Here is a 19,102-nt window from a genome sequence, read left to right on the forward strand (position 1 = left end):
GTTAGATGCTATCTAGCCCAGAATCAAAATAAAAGGATTCAATAAATGAATACACCATACCAAATTCAATATGAAGCTTTTGCAAATGCTGGAGGTTTATATGATGAAAGGCATGCTAAGTTGTATGCTGAATTTGCAGACAACCTAATTGCAGATGGCAGTTTTTCTATTGTTTATAAAGATGTAGCACATGCTTGTTATACTCCAATAACAATTGATAATGCACCACATTTAAAGTGTTATGTTTTAGCTCCATTAGCAGTTCTGCCGGAATACCAAAGGAAAGGCTACGCTACGAGGTTAATGGACGAGGCTGAAAAACAACTTGATGCTGATGTGATTTTTGTCATGGGGGAGCCATTCCATTATGGTAATCGTTACAGTACGCCACACAACGTTTTACCTCCTGTAAGAACCAAGGCACCATTGGAATGCTGGTTTGCGAGAGAGCTAACCGTAGGAGCATTAGATGGAGTTGGCGAATCCACCTCATCAATTAAAGGACCTTATGCGGAGCCTTTGATGTGGGGTCACCCTAGTGAGCAGGTTTAATCTATCTCCTCACAATTAGGCGAGTCTAAAGCATAGGGAGCTATGCTCCCTATGTTTCAGAAGCGAAAGTCTGTAATTCGCTCATAGCTGTCTGTCAGATGAAATCTAAACCTATTCATCGAAACTGCATGATCAGATATGAGCTACTACATCTAAACATCAACCAACTACATTTCAGCCTTTTATAGTTTTAGCTTTATGTCATGGGCTATCTGTGTAGATTGCGAAGCAATTCAAGTATTTGTTCAGTCGTAACGCTCGAATCCGTTAAAGCTTTATTCAGCAAAACTTCGACATTTTCTGGTAGGGTTAACGACTCAAGCCTCATATTTGCGAGCGCTAGTATAAGTGTATTGGGATTGGTTATCCGCATTTTATAAACCCTTTATTGTCCAAGCGTAAAACATGACAGTGAGGCGTTAGTAACGCCTAATAACTCTCAACTTATAAAGTAAGTTTACACTGCGTATTGCTTGATGGTTATTCCTCTAAGAATACATCTGGATCATCTATATAAATAGACCAGTTTTGACTCCCTTTACAATTTTGCCAACCCTTATAACAGCCCCAATACGGCCCATTTTTTCCTGAAGTTGGTCTTAAATCACCGTCACAATTAGGACATGCAGGAGTTTTGGTCTTGCAAGTCTCATCCATACAAACATAAACTTCACCGACTCTTTTACGTGGGCCAGCACAACGTTTGCAGTAATTAATTGTATAATCACATTGCGGATCATTGGAACAAGTGCTAAAGAAGCCACCTTTACCCCTCTTTACAATCCGTCCTGTATCGCATTTAGGACATAGCTCATCTGTTACATTTAATGCTAAGAGGCTTGGTTCAATAGTCGATTCATCAATGTATTTCTTACCATACTTTCTTATTTCCTTAACGAATTCAGAGCAATTTTCTTCATTTGATAGAATGAACACCCGCTCTTTTGTTCTGGTTAGCGCTACATAGAATAACCTACGCTCTTCGGCATATTTAAAAGATTCAAGCTTCGGTAATAAAAACTCGATTAAAGGATGTGAAATTTTCTCTGAAGGAAACCCATTTTTTCCTTTTTCCATATCCATCATTATGACGAAATCGGCTTCTTTTCCTTTGCTTGCATGGCATGTATTGAAATCTAACTTAATGCCTTTAGTTTTACAGTTTCTTTTCAGTTCACTTAAGTAACTTGGTTTCTTATACAAGTACCTGTTCAGTAGTAAAATACTACAAGCACCATAGTTTTCACCGATCCAATCAATGACAGCATTAATCGTTTCTTCTTGCTCTTTTTCACTTGTTTTAACAATATGAACTCTAGCGTCATTCACTGGTGTTGCTTTGAACTCTTTTTTATTCTGCAACTCATTTTCCGTGATGAACCTAGTTGCAACCTTGTTTACTTTGTCATTAAAACGATATGTCTCGTCGAGGCTTTCCTTCTTGCCAGCCCCGAACTCTTTAAAAAAGTCATACGTTAGAGAAAGATCTGCCCCGGTAAACCTGAATATTGCTTGTCTATCATCGCCCACACCATAAATAACCAACTCAGGATCACGCTCTTGAAGGGCCATCAATATATCTGCTCTAGGACCTGACATATCTTGGTACTCATCAACCATTATTACCTTATATGGGCAATCGAAATTAGGCGACTTAATAATTCCAATAGCATCATTAATCATTGTGTTGAAATCGACAGTTCCCTGATCTTCCAAATAGCTTTCATAATGATTTAGTAATGGAGCCAGCACATCAACAGCCGCTAGTAAGCTCATGTTACCGGAGGCTTCAAGGGATGCTCTCAACGTCTCAACGTTATGATTCATTGTTCTTGTAAGTTTGATAGCGTTAGCGGCTAACTCAGCTAGCTTTCTAATCGCGCCTAACTCTTTTAAATCATCCAAGTACTCGTCTTTAGGGATTGGTTTGAATACAACATTTCGCTTAATAAGTTCTTCTTTTAGATGTTTAAGTAGCGTTCCTTGACTCTGCATATAGCTAAACGTCTCAATCAAATCAGTGCCATTATCATCATGTATTTGTCTTTTCTTAAATATTCCTGCTTTATATCGTTCCGGTTTCATATACTTGGGTGCGATTAAGTCTTCATTCACACCAAAGTGCTCGATATATATGTCGTATTCTGGCAAGTAAAAGTCAGGATGATAATCTGGAAAGCCTGACTTAGAAATGTCACCCGGATACAATCGTTCATAGTCAAACTTGATACCATTACGATATAAAAAATTAGCTATATTCACTTCTTCATAGCTTCTAACGGTGTCTGTTGAAAATGCTCTAATCTCATTCGTTTTTATGTATTCGTAATACTCACCAAGAGACTCAAATTCGAAAGGATTCTTATAAGGAAATAGGAAGTCATCAAAGTAGGTAATAGTCAAATCGACAAACTGATCATCTTCGTTTAGTAATCTTTGAACCTCGTCATCAACAAATTTTCGTAGCTTCTTTTCGTCTTTGGCTATTTCGTCAGGATACACCTTACGGCCAAGCTTTCCTTCTACAATGGCTCGACCAAAGCCATGAAAAGTAACAGCTTGAACCTTGTTAGGTTTGCCGACTCTCGCTATTAATTCCTCTTTCGCATCATTACCGAAAGCAATCAGTAGGATCTCTTTAGGTTCATACCTACCTGACTGGATGAGATAGTTAGTTCTAACTTCCAAAGTCTTTGTCTTACCCGTACCAGCTCCCGCCAACACAATGTTTGTATCATCATTAATGATGCACGCTTTTTGTTGTGATTCATTTAAACTACTAATAACGGATTCGTAGCGTTTTCGTTCGACTTCAATAAACCTTTCATTTGCTTTTTCAAAAGAATGAAATGGATCTTCAAAAAATTTTTGTAGTTTTTTCAGCGTCTCTGAATCATCATCTGAACAGAATTCATACATCCAAGCGATATTTAGCTTGATGTCCTGCTTATCCTTCATGAATTCTTTGAATGTACTCGTTCTGATGTATTGTGTCGGTAGTAAAAATACTCTTACTTCTTCATAGAGCTTTAACAATTTAGGACGAATCTTGTCGGCTTTCTCCCTGTACCAATCGGTTACATGTTCTCTATATACATTTTTGAATTGGTCGGGAAGGTGTCTATTTAGAATTCTGAACGTGAAGCGTTGCTCATTTGCCTCTAGCGTTATATCAGTCCAAAAAACTCCTTTTGTTATATCAATATCCCTAGGGAGTTTAGATATAGGCATGATGTAGTTGGAGCGTCCGAAAGATAACTTTAATTCTTCATCATCTCGACGAAAATCGGAAATAAAATCAAAACGTTTGAATAAAAATACGCTCCAACTAGGGTACTGATACTGCATAGGCCCACACTATTACTACTGATTAAAAATATTTTGTCTATTCAAGGCATACCTTGCATGGTCGAAAGCCATGAGATGCAAGTGCTTCGATATCACTCCATTCTTTCAAGCTATGACTGTGCTGAATGGTAGAACAACTCTTCTCGTGATACCGTTTTCCATGAGGTGTTGTATAAAAAAATTGCTCGGCGATTTGAGCCTCATCAGCATTGGCAGCCTTGGTAACATTGAATCTCATCCACAACGGTCGATGATCCGAAAAAGCGACTTTCAAATCGTTGTGCTTTAACTTTTCAGCCCCTTGCTGATAGCCAAAAGCACCAACTTCATCAAAAGCTATAATTCCAAAATCAACGCCATAGATAGGCTGTGTTGTACTACCATCAAATTCTTCTCTGACGTCGCCAGTCATGATGAAAGCATCGTAGACATAAGTGTTTTTGGCTACCGTGGTAGAAAGTAACTGAGGGTTATCATTTGGAACTCCTTTACCGACAATATCTTTCTTCCTTACAGATTTTTTCTCATTGAATGCAGGGTCAAAAATAGTGATGTTCGGCGCTAGTATTTTGTCTTGTGTATACTCAATAAACTTGACCGACTCTTGACCATCACCAAATCGGTTAAAGTCTCCTAAAATAATGATGTCTGGATCAGAAGCGAAGTCACTTGGTTTCTTCAGTATGTCATTAATTTTTTTGAAACCATCAATCCTATCTTCTTCGCTTCCCCAAGCAAGGTGGGCAGAAATGAGGTTGAAGTCAAAATGACCAGCTTTCCACTGACTGTTAACTAAATCGCGACCTTCAATCTTGATTAATTCTGTAAAAGAGTCGTTATTGATTTGGGATGGACTAACCTCATTAGGATCGAACAAAAATGAGATCATTTCTGGCATTAAGCCTCGGCCTATATGCTGCGAATGAACAACTCGATATTCTAGGCCATGCTTATCTTTAAGGGCATTTATCAGATCACTAACAGCTCTTTCGCCTCCTTCGCCAAAAGCTACTTCCTGAAGCGCAATCAGATCGAAATCACCAACGGCTAGTACGTTAGCTAGATTTGTTATTCGCTCTGGTATTTGTTCCGTAGTGATACTATCGGTGTATTTAGAGGCCACAGAGCCAAGCTTAAAGACATTAAACGTGGCGATGTATATGTAACCCTCTTCCTTATTTAGCTTTTCAGCCGAAGTAAATGAGGTGAAGAAAACTAAAAAAGCTAATATAAATATCCTTTTCATGCAGTTCAGTCCTTACTTTTAAGCAATTTTTACAACGATTGGGCCGCTTCTGGCTATACATACCCCTTGCCTAACGGCAACAGCTTCCACCCAGTGTGTTCCTCTATAGAGAGTAGACTCTTTGTGAATCGTACTACCCTGAAAGAACTTACCACGTAAGCAATCATCATTAGCAGCTTCAGAACCAGTATTAACGACTTGCCAAAAAATACTAGTTTGATGATCCAATGTATCTTTAACGTTAAATCTGATCCAATGATGCTTAGGTATCGTGTTATATGCTGCTAAATCACCTATAGAGACTGACGATTTATCTTTCTGCAAAACTGCTTTTACATTTAACTTTTGTGGGGAGGTCGCCATCGGCCACCTGAGCCTCTCACAATGGCTTGGTAATGATTGTTGCTTTTCTACTGCTTTAGCTGTTGATTCTGGTGCAAACTTATCACCGAATACCTTTCTCCACCCTTTAATGGACTCTTCCTTATCCATCTCCTGATAAGCAGTATTTATCCACCCATTGTATTTTTTGACTTGTTTCTTGAAGTTTTGAAACTTGTCTTCATCCCAGTGACGATTGAAGTTTTCATCATCATCTACCGGGTTGTTTACAATTGGCATTTCATCCTGTTCATCAAGCCACTCATCTAGGCGATTGAACAGTGTTTTTAAAGACATTGGCAGATCTTTGAAACTATCGGTTCCAAACAGCTCTTCAGAAAGCGTGATTCTCGATGCCAGCAACGTCGTCAACAATATAGACTTCACCGAAAAAGTTTGCTTGAAATCACGTAGGTATTTACATAAACGTATAGCTTTGATCAGATTGTTGTTACCAGCCACGGCATTCTTTTTCTGTACCCATTTGCTAAACTCGATACTAGAACAAGATTCAAATTCGTTAGTCAGTCTATTGCATACTCTCTCAGTCTCTGTGAATAAGAACTTGCTTCTTATACAAGGAACAATATCGATATGAAACTCACCTGCATAGTTGAGTTTTACGCATCTTGTTTGGCGGGAAACTTTGCCTTGATAATGTTTCGATGCATTAAACGTTTTATAGATCTGTTCGATGTAATCTTTGGCTTCCCATCCGTCGATTGGCTTCAAGTAAACAACAACGTCAGCGTCAAAAACCTTTTTCTTAGCCGTTGGCTTTATAATGGTTCGGTGAGCATAGCTTCCTTGCGGTATCGCTTCGATAAAAGCCGACTTGAAACTATCGCTGCCCTTAATAAAGTTCGTTACTACTTGAACTCTGTATTCGAGCGTATCAATACGGTGCTGGTTTAAATTGACTTCATTCTTAAGGAACTCATTAAAATGTTTAACTAACTTCATTACACCACCTTGTAACCCATCTCATTGTCATTTAACACCACTCCCCAAGGATGTTTGGCTCCGTCTCTATTCCTGTCATAATGATGGAATATGACTCTAGGTAAATGCCCTTGATTCATTACCGAGCCAAGCCTGAAAATAAATGATGCTTGCGCTGTTACAAACACATTGATCTCTCCTAAGTTTGAGTAATTGGGAATTAGTTTATTGTTAATAAACTCCAAGATGGCAATTGCCAGCCTATCTTGCTTCTCTTCACTGCACAGCCTGTCATACTTATGCTCACCTGATGGAAGCGTCACAACATGCAACGGGCTTTCAGAAAACTCATCATGAATACATTTAAGGTTGACGGGAATACTGAATGAGACAGCAAGTGAAACAGATTCAGCATCAGCGTTATCATCACCATCAACATGAAATACTAACTCTTCACCGTCATCAAATTGGCTATTGAAATGCCATCTCTTTTTCTGTCTCTCCCAGTCGCCAATATGAACATTTTGCATATTGCTAATAACATGTCCCGCCGCTGCCAGCATTGGAACTGGTGCAACTCCACCATAGGCAATATGTTTCTTTGCATTATTTCCGGCATGACCTGTATCAGTTAAGTGAGCGGGAATTCTACGAATATGCTCAAGCTGCTTATTAAGCTCGCTCTTGTCTGTAGTCTTATTGCTGTTTTCATAAGAAATCACAAAGTGTTGAGGTTTTATACGCCTTAGTTTCTTAGGCAGGTAATTCCTAAGATCATCTATCTCATTATCAACCAGCCCCATATGACGAATAATTGTTAGAATTGAATCGTCAGCTTCTTTTACATCTCTGTATTCTGTGTAACCAAATATCGCTAGAGCAGTAACGAGTAACACAAAGAAAGTGAATAAATCAGCACCACCAAACGTGAGCGTTGTATCCAGTGCTGGAATTGGGATTTCAAGACTAAAACTAGAAGAAAGCAATGTCGCAAGTGCTGCACCAAGAATTGCTTTTGCAGCCCAATTCAACGACGGCTTTCTCTTTAATTCGGCTAACTTAATAAAAAAGTTTAAAAATATATGTATGTACTTCTTCATGCTCTAAAATACTCTACCTCTGATGTTGTTTTTCTTTGGCTCTGGGTGCTTACCACCGCCGTACCACTTTCCAGTTGCCATCCATCCGTTAAAGTACATAAACCAAAGGCAAGCCCAAGGAACAACTGTTTCGCTCAAGTACTTATCAGAAGACCACTCATTTGAAGACGGGTAAAACAAACAGAGTTTTGTCACATCTTCGTTAAAAATATAAATATGCGGTGGTTCGACACCACCTGTTAGTTCATACAAATTAGGCTCAACAGCGAAAACCTTAGGCGATGAATGTAAATCGTAAATTAGCTTAATTTTGTAATCCCCATATTCATCTCCTAACATTAAATTGCAGTGCCAGACCAACGTCCCTTGTTTGATGTATCCTTTGCCCTGTGGGAACTTCTTCTTCAATCTATAAAGTTGCTTGTCTAAGCTAACTGTGTCGTTTGCATACTTTTTCAAAACTACTTTCCAAAGAATGTATTCGACTTCACAGGTGTGCTTGTTACCGCTGTAGAAATCGCTCCTGTTTTCGCAACAAACAAGTTGTTATTAGATCTCTCCTCGTTCAAGCTTTCAAAATGCTTATCAACAGCAGCTTCAGAAGCGCTCTCACCAATCAATTGATTTAATTTCTCTCTAATTAAATGAATTGACTTAACGCTAGCTAGTTCTTCGAGCTTCCCAATTATATTGCGGTGCCAATAGTGAAATGCCTCAATTCTTTTAGGATCAACATTCCACTTTTCAGCAAAATTCTCGTGTTCATTTTTAGGGTTGGTTACCCAAATCTCTATTTTTCCATCGACGTACTTGGTTTCTATGTAGCTGGTCATTGACTCTACGACAGCCAACAGTACTTCCAGCTCATTGCCATAAACCCGGTTCTTAATAGCATCTCGATATGCTCTTGAGGCAAGCGTGGTCAGAATAATAGAAATTGGGGCTTTCCCGTCATATTCTTTGTTCTCGTGAAACAATAAATCTCTGTGTTGTTTCATAATTTGAACTGATCGGCGAAGAATACCTTTAAAGCCTTGATGCTTGGGTAACTCTTCAATACTTCTTGCTTCTAATGCCGCCATAGCAAATAGCGACTCGTCGTCATCCGAGTATGCAGGCACAAGTTCTGCAATTTGATCGAAGTCTCTCGCATAACCTTTTGGATTTGATGCCTTCCACTCTTTAAGCTTTTTATCAGGAACTGAAATTGCGCCAAATTCATTTGCGTGGTTCTGATCTGGGATACCGGGTGTGATATCCATATGAAAGTTATCCGCATAGTTAATTCGGCAACCTCTATTAAGCTCTGTCACTAGATCTTTGTATGTGCCATGTTCTTTAAGCCTTTCAATAACCATTGCTCGGCAAACATCCGGGTGTATTCCTTCAGCTTTAGGCAAGTAACAAATAAAGTCCAAATCGAACTCGGCTCTAAATGGCGGCTTGTTTGTAGTACCGATTCTTTGACTGCCTTGAGGATAAATTTCGACATCATCGAACAGAGGGTCTTCACTTTCAGCTAACCATTTTCCAACAGCCTTATAGCTATCTTCAGCTCGCTGTCTCATCGCCTTTGATAGCTCTAGAGCTTGGCATGCTTGCTCTAGTAACTCAGTTAGCAACCTTAATTGTTTTGCAGTTAGCGCTGCGTAATTATTTTTATATAAATCAATACTCATGATTTGTGATCCTATTCATTCTTATTACTTATTAATCCCCCTCCTTTTGTTTGTGCTTTTTTTATCCAATCAAAGCTTATGGAACACACTAATGTATACTTAAGATACAGTCAACATATTTTTGAATTAATTATTTTAAAACCTGATGATCCACTACAAACAGTTCAACTGTACAGTCAGCATACATTTATGCTATAAAAGAACTGCAAACTATTGAACACCATTGAGTTACAAGTAAATGATTGATTTAAAAGAAATTCCAGATACACAAATTGAACGATTACGTTATATCGAATTTTCACTTAAGTTTTTAGGAATGTTCTCTAGATCTGATTTAATTGAGAAGTTTGGAATTGGCACTGCTGCTGCGAGCCGTGATATCGCAAAATATAAAGAACTTGCCCCTTTAAATTTTGATCATTCTAGGAATTCTAGGAATTTCGCGTTAAATGAGAATTGGCAATCAATTTTTGAATTTGAATCTTCAGAAGTTTTAAATCAATTAACGGGACGAACAGTACAAAGTACTAACAGAGCTTACATATCCAACGATATTCTAGATATGATCGACAGTCCTAGCATTGAAATTATCGCTCCTATCTCTAGAGCAATCTTCAACAAGAAAGCTGTCGAAGTGGATTACTTCTCTAAATCGAGCGGCTTAAGTACTAAAGTAATAATCCCACACGCATTTATATACAATGGAACTCGATGGCATTTAAGAGGGTTTGATAGAAAGAAAGAAAGGTTTGCTGATTTTGTGATTTCTAGACTTCAATCATCTAGAAATATTGAAGCAGATGTTTTCGAACATGAAACTCAAACACAAGACGATCAGTGGAATAGAATTGTTCAATTAGAAATTGAGCCTCATCCAGATTTTCCAACTCCAACCGCCCTTCATAGTGAATTCAATATGGAAGAAGGGGTACTTAAGAAAAAAGTAAGAGCCTCTTCCGTTGGGTATTACCTTCAAAAGCTTTATGTAGATTGCGCTAAGGAAGTGACAAGAGGAGAACACTATTTCCGTCTAAGACTGAAGAACAGGTTAGCACTCTATGGTGTAGAGAACTTATGGTTAGCTCCTAACTTCGATGGTTTTGACGAATAGTTTTAAGATTAAAACTTCCCTAAAATGAGTATCCCAGACACATTGAAGTATCTGGGTCTACAATTATTTTACTCTATGAAACCATAGTATTGACCCGCACTAACTACTGCTTGAACAAACCTTTTTGCTTGCTCTGGGTCCATAATTACCAATTTATCATCTACATTTATATATATGCTGCTGTCTCTATAGAAAGAAGAACAGCCTATTTCAACATCCATTGAATTTTTGTCACCTTGATCTTTTAAAGTTTCTTCAAAGTACATTGTAGTTGCCATTATAGTTTCCTTATTAAGTCTTTAGTTCCTAGTTTGAAGCATTGCTCAATCACACTTGTCAGCATTTCAAAATAACAAAAGAAATGCTAGTACTGTTGTATTATTGATAAGGGCTTAGCGTCATATCTTCGGTTATCACCACTAACTTTTTTCGACACCTCGTAAGGGCTACATATAAATGCTTTGGACAACCAAACTTATGAGCATTTAGAATAACTACGACATCGAACTCTAGCCCTTTTGTTAATAAAGTCGTACCTATGTGCTTGCCTTCAACTCTTCGTCCAGCTCGTCTTATGTTATTCCTTTGTTCTCTCATACCTTCAAGCACAGAGATACCTTTTAATATTGATATATCAATAGATTTTAAAAGCGACTTAAATAATTCTATTCTCACGCAGTCAATATCAGGTAAGCTTTTTATCTCGCATAGAATATTCTTAAGAGAGTCTATAGAGGAATAGGAATCAACCATGCGTTGCAGTTTAATTACTCGTAACTTGGACTCACCATCTTTTTTGTTTTTAAACCCTTTATCATTAAACCAGTTATTCACTCCCGTTTTATTAAATAGTGTGTAAGCGATATCTCTAATTTCAATAACTAATTGAGTATGATCAAGGTTATCAATTGATTTGGCTAAACGATAAAAATCCTTATCGTCGATACTTTCAATCGAACTTATGTCTTTAAACATTTTGGAGAACTTCAATCTAGGAGCGTTATTAACTGAATTTGGGTGTATCACCAACAAGCTATGTTCCCGGCGAAGAGAATTCAAAGTTCGGCAATAATCTGAACGAAAATTAAATAAGTCACGCTCTTGGGCAACAACAACCTCAATTGTGCCCAAATAATTTTCAAGCTCAATTCTTTCCTCATTTTTTAGCTGTTCTCGAATTCGAGAAAGTGCATCTCCCAACTCATTCGCTCCAACTTGATTCCATCTATGAGGTACTTCTAAAGAAGGAAAAACTTCAAAGTCATCGAGGTGTTCATCAAAATTAACTAGCTCACCATTAAAGTTAAAAATTGCTTGCATGGGATCACCAAGAATCCTTGTAGGCATGAAATTCATAATTTTACTAAGCATTAAATGCTGGTGATAAGTACAATCCTGATATTCATCTACAAACATCCCTGAATATGTTATTTTCAAGACATTTTCGACGACTGAGTTGCAAAAGATAGATGCAGATTCACCGATTAGAAAAGGGTAGTAATTAGTGGAATCTTCCTGTAGAGGTTTATCTCCTATGTAGAATGAATCTACATACTTTTGAGCAAAGCTCGTAATTGTTTCCACTGAATACTTGCTGTTATGAATTCCAGCATCTTTCAATTTCTGCTTTATAGATGCAACCCCAGCATGAGTATGAGTTAACACTAAACTCTTACCTTTGGTATACTCCATACATCTTGAGAGTGTGTAGGTTTTACCATACCCAGCAGGTGCAATTAGAAGTGCTTTTTCACTGTTTACAAACGCTTCGAAATCCATATCTAATCGATCCAATTATCGAGTTTACTTAAAGTTTGATAAAGACTTGTCGTTTTGATTTCCTCAAAATACCTAAAGATAATGTGACCAAGTTGCTCACCATGACCGACACTCTTAAACCACTCCTTCTTCCTAACAACAGAGGCTTTAGCAATAGCCTCTCTCATCTTTTTTGTATCCATTTCTTTCCAATTTTCAGGAAACTCTCCATCGTACTTTGCCCTAACAGAATTCATGAGTGAGTCTTCCGTTTTCTGATGAACTTCAGTTACGTAGTTGAGCAAATCAAGAATGCCCGCCCAAGGAAGATCATCAAACACTTGATCCTCAAAAGAGTGTCCATCGTCACTATCAAAGATTTGAACTCCTGACTCTCTCAAGTATTCTTTGGAAGGATTCAAATCACCGTCAACATCAGAGTCGCATAGCACAGATACAATTAACCCCGCACTCGCTGTATTCAAAGCTCTTTCAGTAAATGAGTGGCCTGAACCATCAACAAATGAGCAATCACTAATGCACATTGGACCTTTGCCCACTCTGAGCCTGTAAATATCCAAAGCTCGGCAAACGCCGACCTCTGTTGCTCCTTCGCATATTATTACCTTCTTAGAAAAAAATGCCTCAGGACACGCTCTTATAGCTCCTTGCAGTTGGCTATCATTCAAATCTAAAAAATTAGAATTAACTTCACCAGTTGCCCTATTGGTATTGACCACTAGAAGGTCTTGTGCCTCAAGCTCTATAGCAACCTCACGTGAGTGGGTTGTTATAATTACTTGGCCGTCATTTTCATCTTTTAGAGTTCTGGCAACTTGCTTCACTCTATCAGGCTCTAATCCTTGTTCAATTTCATCTATTAAAGCAATTCCACCATCTCTTGAAATAGCTGTTTGTATGGCCATAGAGGCAAGTCGTTTAGAACCTTTGCCCATCAAACGGAATGGAACATCACCTCTATGAAGACTCACTTTGCCTTCTTTTAGACTAATATCTTTAAAATCTAAGGTAGTCTGAACACCTTCTAAATTTAAACCTAAACTCGCCGCTTGCCTTTTTATCGCTTCCGTCACACCACTAAAGTGCGCATAGTCTGCCCTATCAACTTTTTCTTTTGCATCTCGAATCGCATCTAGGACGATCTTTTCCTTATCAGCGTTAACGTCATGTAACTTTAATAATGAATTCAGTGGATTTCCTTTATTCCAAGAAAAGTGGCTATCAATAAAATCTGAAATCATGAAGCAGTTTAGCTTTGAACGGTCACCAGCCGATATTCTGATTTCATCTTCTCTCCTACCGTTAAGTACCGTCCATTTGGGTTCCAGAGCTTTATCAACAGTCAACTTAATAGTAAGTACTGAGATATCTCCAGCGGATATGTCATCTATAACAACACCTGTTTCACGACAAAGAGTTCTGCACCAAAGGCCATATTTCTCCTCCAATAGCAATTTTTCTGGCACGTGTGATAGGGATGCGATAATTTCAATAGGCTTATCTGCATTTAGATTGTAAAAATCAGTATCATAAAAGGATAAATTCCAAACGGGCGAAAGGACTGATTTTATAGCTTCAAGAATTGTTGTTTTTCCGCTATCTCCCCTACCTACAAGACATATGACATCACGATCAAACCTTTGGTAAAAGGAATTTATTCCTCGATAATTATTTATTTCAAGCTCAACAATCTTTGTCATTCCCTTGCCTTTTTGAGTTAAATTTATTTAAGTATTAATTCTTTGCTCTAATCGTTCTATGCTTCTATGAACTGTTGCTCTACTAACATTGTATTTTCTGGCTAGTGCTGAAATTGAATCCCCACTTAACCTAGCCTTATAAAGCTCTTTGGTTTGCTTGTCAGAAAGAGCAGGCATTCTCCCTATATGTTTACCTTTAGCCTTGGCTTCTTCGCGCCCTTCCGCTGTTCGAGATTTAATGAGGTCTCGCTCTAACTGAGCGAAAACACCGCACAGGTTTATCATTGCAGTAGCAAATGGGTTATCATTTTTAGTATTAAGTGAGCCATCTATTATATTTAGACAGGCTCCTTTATTGTGAATACTCTCGATAGCCTCAAGAATAGATTTTAACGACCGCCCCAAGCGATCGAGGCGAGTAACAATTACTTCATCCCCTTCCCTGATAAAATCAATCAACTCCAGTAATTTTTCTTCATTTTTTATTGAAGTCCCCGACTGCTTTCCTTGAAAAACTCTTTCACAACCAAATTCGTTCAACTTGGACAGTTGAATCTTTAGATCCTGCTCTTTTGTAGAAACTCTCGCAAAACCAACTTTCATATGTACGTAACCTATAACTTTCGTACACCTTACCAATTAAGTGAACGAAAGTCCACTAAACAAATTTCGTACATGAACGAAATGAAACACCCACATTCGTACACATGCAGAGAGAAAATGAATGACAATTCTAACTATCAAGTGACTTAATTATTCCACACGCTTCAACGGTGTTTTCAGTTGTACACAAACTTGCCATTTGTTGTAGCTCAGCTTTTAGTGCTTCGAGTTCTCTCATTCGATTGTTAACTAAGGTCAATTGTTGAGCAATGAGCTTATTAACACTTGCACAGCTTTCCTCAGGCTTATTTTTCAGTTCAATAAGTCGTTTTACATCTGTTAAGGGGATATTCAAACTTCGACAATGCTTTATAAACTCTAACTCTTTTAAAGCCAGATCGCCATATAACCTGTAATTCCCTTCTGTACGTTCAGGAATAGAAAGCAATCCTTCTTTCTCGTAATACCGAATTGTTTGTATAGAACACCCTGTCGTTTTTGAAAGTTCACCTATTTTCATGAAATTCTAACTTTTAGCTTGACTCTATAGTAACTATAGACTTTAAAGTTGAACTATTAAACAAATAATTACGGCCTTCAATGAATATTAGTAAAATTGAGTTGAAATACACTTGCTTTATTGTTTTTTACTTCAGTGCCGTTATATTTTTTCTTGCACTAACTGAATGTTGCAGCCATTCGAGATGAAAAAACATTAGAGGCGAAAATGCATAATCACAGCCATAATCATGCTGACGACAAAGACAGCCGAATAGGTTGGACATTTTTTCTAAATGTATCCTTTACAATAATAGAATTCATAGGTGGCTGGTTAACTAATAGCACCGCTATAATGGCTGATGCTGTACATGATCTTGGCGATAGCCTTTCAATAGGTTTTGCGTGGATTTTAAGCCGCTTTTCCGATAAAAAGCCATCTGATAGATTTAGCTACGGTTATAAACGGCTATCCCTATTTGGCGCATTAGTAAATAGTCTTGTGTTGGTTGTTGGTTCAATATGGATTTTGCTTGAAGCTACTCCTAGGCTATTTAACCCTGAAATGCCTATGGTTGAAGGAATGCTAGGGTTAGCATTATTAGGAGTCACAGTAAATGGTTATGCTGTTTACAAATTAAGAGCTGGAAAAACGTTAAATGAGCGAGTCCTAACATGGCACCTCCTAGAAGATGTTTTAGGTTGGGCCGCAGTTCTAATCGTTTCAATTGTGCTACTCTTTGTGGAGCTGCCTATATTGGATCCATTGCTGTCAATATGCTTTACACTCTTCATTTTATTTAATGTTCTCAAAAACCTAAAAGCTACATTGTTACTGTTCCTCCAAGGGACACCTGATCAAAAATCTCACGATGATATCGAAGACGTTTTAACTAGGATCCCTGAAGTTCTAGGAGTCCACCATATGCATTTTTGGTCATTAGACGGTGAAAAACATGTACTAACAGCTCATTTAGAATTAGCTCAGAACTATAATGTTGAAAAACTTCTCGAATTAAAAAATATAATAGCAAAGGAACTTTTTCATTTTAACTTGTCTCACACTACTATTGAATTTGAGTTTCCAGATGAAGTCTGCCGAGATAATGAGGAATAAAAACTAGCTGATTCAACCGTTTTCTGGTATGTTGCATATGCTTGTTTTGAAAGGTGATTAAATTGAATTTTACAGGTGTTATCAAATTGCTATTAGTTGTTTCGATTGTTTTACAATCGTTATCTGCTTTCGCGTCTGCTACATCTCAATTGCATCAAATAGATATTGATCACATTCAAACTCAACATGATCATAAAAATGATATGAGCAGCAATGGTGAAGAAAATAGTGAAGACGGTCATAATATTAGTGATTGTCATCACTGTGGTCATTGCAGTGGAAGTCATCTCTCTTGGGTTATCATTGATAATATTAATATTTCCGTTACATTAACTACTATCAATAATATTCCTAATCAATTCGACCAAACAAAAGAATATTTAGACGCTATTTTGCGCCCTCCTATATCTTAATCATATTAAATATTTAACTGCCCTAATAGTCATCTATAACGGATGAATGGGTTTGATTAACTGATAAATAGATTAAGAGTCTTATGTATAAATATGTAAAACATTCAGGTGTATTCCTGACTTTAGCCGTGGCTGTAAGTTTTACCAGTATAGCTTACAGTAAACAAGAAAACGTTACGTGGATAGACACCCAAATAAACAAAGATCCTGAAGTTATTGAAGCGAGAGAATTACTAAAAGCAAGTGACTATCGGGCAAAAAGCCTAACACAGGCGGTTTATAACCCCGATTTTGAAGCTAGTTTCGATAAAGAAGGTGACTTTAACAATTATTCAATCGGAATAAGTCAAACAATCGATTTATGGGATAAACGTGCTATCAATGATTCAATTGGTAAAATCGCATTTTATGCTAGCCAGCAGCAATTATTGGATTTACTAGAGTCCAAAAAAGCTAATGCAATTCAGGCCATCGTTACATGGCAAGCAGCCAAAGAAGCATCTTTACTCGTCATTGAAAGAGAAAAGCAACTCAAAACTTTACTCAATATTGTAGAAGAGAAGCTAGATGCAGGAATTCTTGAGCCTTTAGATGCGGAGTTAGTTTATTTAAACCTATCACAAGTTTTCATTCAGATAGCTGAATATCAGACTGCCTTGAAAACTGCCGAAGTAAAAGTTCGAGAATTATTACCAGATTGGACACCAGAACTCCAAAACAAGCTTTCTTTTTCAATTGATATTGAAAACTACACGTTCAAGAAAGAATGGATTGAAGAGCACCCAACTGTTCTTCAGGCAAAAGCTCTATGGCACGAACAGAAGTTAAAAGCCCAACTAACGTCCATAGAGTATAAAGCTAATCCCACTATTGGGATTAGCGCAGGAAAAAATAATGACGACAATATAGTTGGTCTAACTTTTTCTATGCCTATGAACATTAGAAACGACTACTCTGATGTAATGAAAGCTGCCAATTTAGAAGCTATAGCAGCAGAGGCAAATTTCCAATCAAAATATCGAAGGCAATCTTTTGAAGCTCAAGCTAAATTTGAATCACTCATCACAAATAAAAAGTACTTTGAAAAGTGGAAAAACCTCATGCAAAACAGATTAGGTAATAGTTTGAGTTTGCTAAATGCTAGGTGGGAAGCTGGTGATATAAACACTTCGGACTATTTATTCACGTTTAGCCAGCGTACCGAAGGACTACTCTCAGGCATTCAACTAAAGAAACAATTCAAGCTTTCCGAAGTATCTTTCATTCAGAGCATTGGACAAATTTCCAAATTTGAAATTTAGGCATTCAGTTCAACTAGTGAAGATTTTTCAAATTTAAAAAGAATTATAGGTAAATGATATGAATACAGTAATCAAAAGTAAAATTCTAATATTAGCAATTGGAAGTATTTTTCTTGAGCTTTTATCATACAATCAAGTTTATGCTCTTCCTCTTAACACTGAAAATAAAACGAGTGTCCAACGTCAACAGGAAGTAGACGAACATAAGCATGATAATGAACAAGAACATAGGCATTCAGAAAACAAACATGATGATTTAACGCATCAAAATAACCCAATAAACAATCAGAAAAATGATGAAACCGAAGAGGAACATGAAGAAGGTATAACCCTAAGCCCTCAAAAAATGTCATTAGCTACCATCAAAGTAGACAGTATTAACCCAGAATACCATTTCAGTACCGTTTATGCGCCCGGAGAGGTTAAAGCAAATGGCTACAGTAGTTATGTTGTTTCACCGAGAACAGAATCTGTCATTATTAGCCGCCATGCTGCCCTCGGTGAACATGTTGAAATAGGGCAAACATTAGTTACCTTATTTAGCGAGACTGTGGCACAGGCACAAGCTGATTACCTAGTAGCGTCAACAGAGTGGCGAAGAATAAAAACACTAGGTAATAAAACAGTCAGTGAAAGTCGTTTGTTACAAGCGCAAACCACATATAAAGCCACATATGGTAGGCTCATCGCTTTAGGCTTAACTGAAAAGTCGATCGCTAATATTTCGAACAAAGATATTAGTACATTTGGTCAATATTCATTAATAGCTCAACGAGAAGGTGTTGTCTTACTGGATGACTTTATTCAAGGCCAACGAGTTGCTGCTGGTGATACGATTATGATGATAGCCGATGAAAAGCAATTATGGGTTGAAGCAAGAGTTTCACCAAATAAAAATTTGCAAGTATCTATAGATTCTGAAGCTTACGTTACTTTTGAAGGTCAAGCGTATAATGCAAAAGTAATTCAAGAAGCACACACAATAGACCCTATAACTAGAACACGAATAATTCGACTTGCAGTTAACAATGAAGACGACAATCTTCATTCTGGTATGTTCGTGAAAGTTAACTTCAAGTTTGCAACTCAAGATAAAGTGATGGCAGTGCCAGAAGACGCTCTAATCCGAAGCGCGGATGGTGATTGGACTGTTTTCGTCGAAGATCATCCGGGTGAGTTCAAAGCAACAGAAATAAAATTGGGTAGATCTTTAGGAAATTTGAGAGAAATTATTGGCTTAGATAGTGGAACCCGTATTGTGACCAAAGGAGCCTTCTTTGTTGCATCTGAAATTGCTAAAAGCGGATTTGATCCGCACAATCACTAAGGAGA

At 37.6% G+C, this 19,102-nt stretch carries 17 protein-coding genes; 6 read left to right on the forward strand and 11 right to left on the reverse strand.

The window, feature by feature from the left end; all coding sequences use genetic code 11:
- Positions 1 to 45: 45 nt before the first annotated feature.
- Entirely contained in the window at positions 46 to 552 is a 507-nt protein-coding gene (locus tag OM33_RS14070; RefSeq protein WP_038642618.1) for a GNAT family N-acetyltransferase, read from the forward strand.
- A gap of 480 nt (positions 553 to 1,032) precedes the next feature.
- On the opposite strand, the gene OM33_RS14075 is transcribed toward OM33_RS14070, so the two are convergent.
- From OM33_RS14075 to OM33_RS14100, 6 genes are read right to left on the reverse strand one after another with little or no spacing between them, the layout of a single operon-like run.
- On the reverse strand, positions 1,033 to 3,900 hold the full coding sequence (locus OM33_RS14075) for a UvrD-helicase domain-containing protein (protein ID WP_038642621.1): 2,868 nt from the start codon (positions 3,898 to 3,900) through the stop codon (positions 1,033 to 1,035).
- Between the two features lie 37 nt (positions 3,901 to 3,937).
- Positions 3,938 to 5,146 carry an exonuclease/endonuclease/phosphatase family protein gene (locus tag OM33_RS14080; protein ID WP_038642623.1) on the reverse strand — a complete coding sequence of 403 codons (1,209 nt, stop codon included), beginning with the start codon at positions 5,144 to 5,146 and terminating at the stop codon, positions 3,938 to 3,940.
- Positions 5,147 to 5,164: 18 nt separating this feature from the next.
- Positions 5,165 to 6,490 (reverse strand): SMODS domain-containing nucleotidyltransferase, encoded by a 1,326-nt coding sequence (locus OM33_RS14085; RefSeq protein ID WP_038642625.1) that lies wholly within the window; start codon positions 6,488 to 6,490, stop codon positions 5,165 to 5,167.
- Positions 6,490 to 7,569, reverse strand: coding sequence for an SAVED domain-containing protein (locus OM33_RS14090; RefSeq protein ID WP_038642627.1), 1,080 nt, complete (start codon positions 7,567 to 7,569; stop codon positions 6,490 to 6,492). The genes OM33_RS14085 and OM33_RS14090 overlap by 1 nt, the downstream gene beginning before the upstream one ends.
- A 3-nt stretch (positions 7,570 to 7,572) precedes the next feature.
- Positions 7,573 to 8,028, reverse strand: a complete 456-nt coding sequence (locus tag OM33_RS22090) for a hypothetical protein (protein WP_052141024.1) — start codon at positions 8,026 to 8,028, stop codon at positions 7,573 to 7,575.
- 2 nt (positions 8,029 to 8,030) lie between these two features.
- On the reverse strand, positions 8,031 to 9,248 hold the full coding sequence (locus tag OM33_RS14100; protein ID WP_052141025.1) for a nucleotidyltransferase domain-containing protein: 1,218 nt from the start codon (positions 9,246 to 9,248) through the stop codon (positions 8,031 to 8,033).
- A 238-nt stretch (positions 9,249 to 9,486) separates the two neighbouring features.
- Here OM33_RS14100 and OM33_RS14105 point away from each other — a divergent pair, with 238 nt between their 5' ends.
- Positions 9,487 to 10,359, forward strand: coding sequence for a WYL domain-containing protein (locus tag OM33_RS14105; protein ID WP_038642629.1), 873 nt, complete (start codon positions 9,487 to 9,489; stop codon positions 10,357 to 10,359).
- A gap of 68 nt (positions 10,360 to 10,427) precedes the next feature.
- Here OM33_RS14105 and OM33_RS14110 read toward each other — a convergent pair whose 3' ends face one another.
- The 5 genes from OM33_RS14110 to OM33_RS14130 all read right to left on the reverse strand — a co-directional run bounded on the left by OM33_RS14110 (position 10,428) and on the right by OM33_RS14130 (position 14,961).
- A complete protein-coding gene (locus tag OM33_RS14110; RefSeq protein WP_038642630.1) occupies positions 10,428 to 10,637 on the reverse strand; it encodes a hypothetical protein in 210 nt (69 codons plus the stop codon).
- 100 nt (positions 10,638 to 10,737) lie between these two features.
- A complete protein-coding gene (locus tag OM33_RS14115) occupies positions 10,738 to 12,138 on the reverse strand; it encodes a UvrD-helicase domain-containing protein (protein WP_038642632.1) in 1,401 nt (466 codons plus the stop codon).
- A 2-nt stretch (positions 12,139 to 12,140) separates the two neighbouring features.
- Positions 12,141 to 13,838, reverse strand: a complete 1,698-nt coding sequence (locus OM33_RS14120; protein ID WP_038642634.1) for an ATP-dependent nuclease — start codon at positions 13,836 to 13,838, stop codon at positions 12,141 to 12,143.
- Between the two features lie 27 nt (positions 13,839 to 13,865).
- Positions 13,866 to 14,441 carry a recombinase family protein gene (locus OM33_RS14125; protein WP_038642635.1) on the reverse strand — a complete coding sequence of 192 codons (576 nt, stop codon included), beginning with the start codon at positions 14,439 to 14,441 and terminating at the stop codon, positions 13,866 to 13,868.
- A 130-nt stretch (positions 14,442 to 14,571) separates the two neighbouring features.
- On the reverse strand, positions 14,572 to 14,961 hold the full coding sequence (locus OM33_RS14130; protein WP_038642637.1) for a Cd(II)/Pb(II)-responsive transcriptional regulator: 390 nt from the start codon (positions 14,959 to 14,961) through the stop codon (positions 14,572 to 14,574).
- 207 nt (positions 14,962 to 15,168) lie between these two features.
- Here OM33_RS14130 and OM33_RS14135 point away from each other — a divergent pair, with 207 nt between their 5' ends.
- The 4 genes from OM33_RS14135 to OM33_RS14150 all read left to right on the forward strand — a co-directional run bounded on the left by OM33_RS14135 (position 15,169) and on the right by OM33_RS14150 (position 19,097).
- A complete protein-coding gene (locus OM33_RS14135) occupies positions 15,169 to 16,056 on the forward strand; it encodes a cation diffusion facilitator family transporter (RefSeq protein ID WP_038642639.1) in 888 nt (295 codons plus the stop codon).
- Positions 16,057 to 16,109: 53 nt separating this feature from the next.
- A complete protein-coding gene (locus OM33_RS14140; RefSeq protein ID WP_234402700.1) occupies positions 16,110 to 16,469 on the forward strand; it encodes a hypothetical protein in 360 nt (119 codons plus the stop codon).
- A gap of 83 nt (positions 16,470 to 16,552) precedes the next feature.
- Positions 16,553 to 17,770: a TolC family protein gene (locus tag OM33_RS14145; protein ID WP_038642643.1), complete on the forward strand. Its 1,218-nt coding sequence runs from the start codon at positions 16,553 to 16,555 to the stop codon at positions 17,768 to 17,770.
- A 58-nt stretch (positions 17,771 to 17,828) separates the two neighbouring features.
- Positions 17,829 to 19,097 (forward strand): efflux RND transporter periplasmic adaptor subunit, encoded by a 1,269-nt coding sequence (locus OM33_RS14150; RefSeq protein WP_038642645.1) that lies wholly within the window; start codon positions 17,829 to 17,831, stop codon positions 19,095 to 19,097.
- The last annotated feature ends 5 nt before the right edge of the window (positions 19,098 to 19,102 follow it).

The sequence above is a fragment of the Pseudoalteromonas piratica genome (assembly GCF_000788395.1).
In the GTDB taxonomy this organism is placed as follows: domain Bacteria; phylum Pseudomonadota; class Gammaproteobacteria; order Enterobacterales; family Alteromonadaceae; genus Pseudoalteromonas; species Pseudoalteromonas piratica.

Coding starts and splice junctions, on each gene's coding strand:
- OM33_RS14070 (WP_038642618.1), top strand. CDS start 46: ATGAATACACCATACCAAATTCAATATGAAGCTTTTGCAAATGCTGGA.
- OM33_RS14075 (WP_038642621.1), bottom strand. CDS start 3,900: ATGCAGTATCAGTACCCTAGTTGGAGCGTATTTTTATTCAAACGTTTT.
- OM33_RS14080 (WP_038642623.1), bottom strand. CDS start 5,146: ATGAAAAGGATATTTATATTAGCTTTTTTAGTTTTCTTCACCTCATTT.
- OM33_RS14085 (WP_038642625.1), bottom strand. CDS start 6,490: ATGAAGTTAGTTAAACATTTTAATGAGTTCCTTAAGAATGAAGTCAAT.
- OM33_RS14090 (WP_038642627.1), bottom strand. CDS start 7,569: ATGAAGAAGTACATACATATATTTTTAAACTTTTTTATTAAGTTAGCC.
- OM33_RS14100 (WP_052141025.1), bottom strand. CDS start 9,248: ATGAGTATTGATTTATATAAAAATAATTACGCAGCGCTAACTGCAAAA.
- OM33_RS14105 (WP_038642629.1), top strand. CDS start 9,487: ATGATTGATTTAAAAGAAATTCCAGATACACAAATTGAACGATTACGT.
- OM33_RS14110 (WP_038642630.1), bottom strand. CDS start 10,637: ATGGCAACTACAATGTACTTTGAAGAAACTTTAAAAGATCAAGGTGAC.
- OM33_RS14115 (WP_038642632.1), bottom strand. CDS start 12,138: ATGGATTTCGAAGCGTTTGTAAACAGTGAAAAAGCACTTCTAATTGCA.
- OM33_RS14120 (WP_038642634.1), bottom strand. CDS start 13,838: ATGACAAAGATTGTTGAGCTTGAAATAAATAATTATCGAGGAATAAAT.
- OM33_RS14125 (WP_038642635.1), bottom strand. CDS start 14,441: ATGAAAGTTGGTTTTGCGAGAGTTTCTACAAAAGAGCAGGATCTAAAG.
- OM33_RS14130 (WP_038642637.1), bottom strand. CDS start 14,961: ATGAAAATAGGTGAACTTTCAAAAACGACAGGGTGTTCTATACAAACA.
- OM33_RS14135 (WP_038642639.1), top strand. CDS start 15,169: ATGCATAATCACAGCCATAATCATGCTGACGACAAAGACAGCCGAATA.
- OM33_RS14145 (WP_038642643.1), top strand. CDS start 16,553: ATGTATAAATATGTAAAACATTCAGGTGTATTCCTGACTTTAGCCGTG.
- OM33_RS14150 (WP_038642645.1), top strand. CDS start 17,829: ATGAATACAGTAATCAAAAGTAAAATTCTAATATTAGCAATTGGAAGT.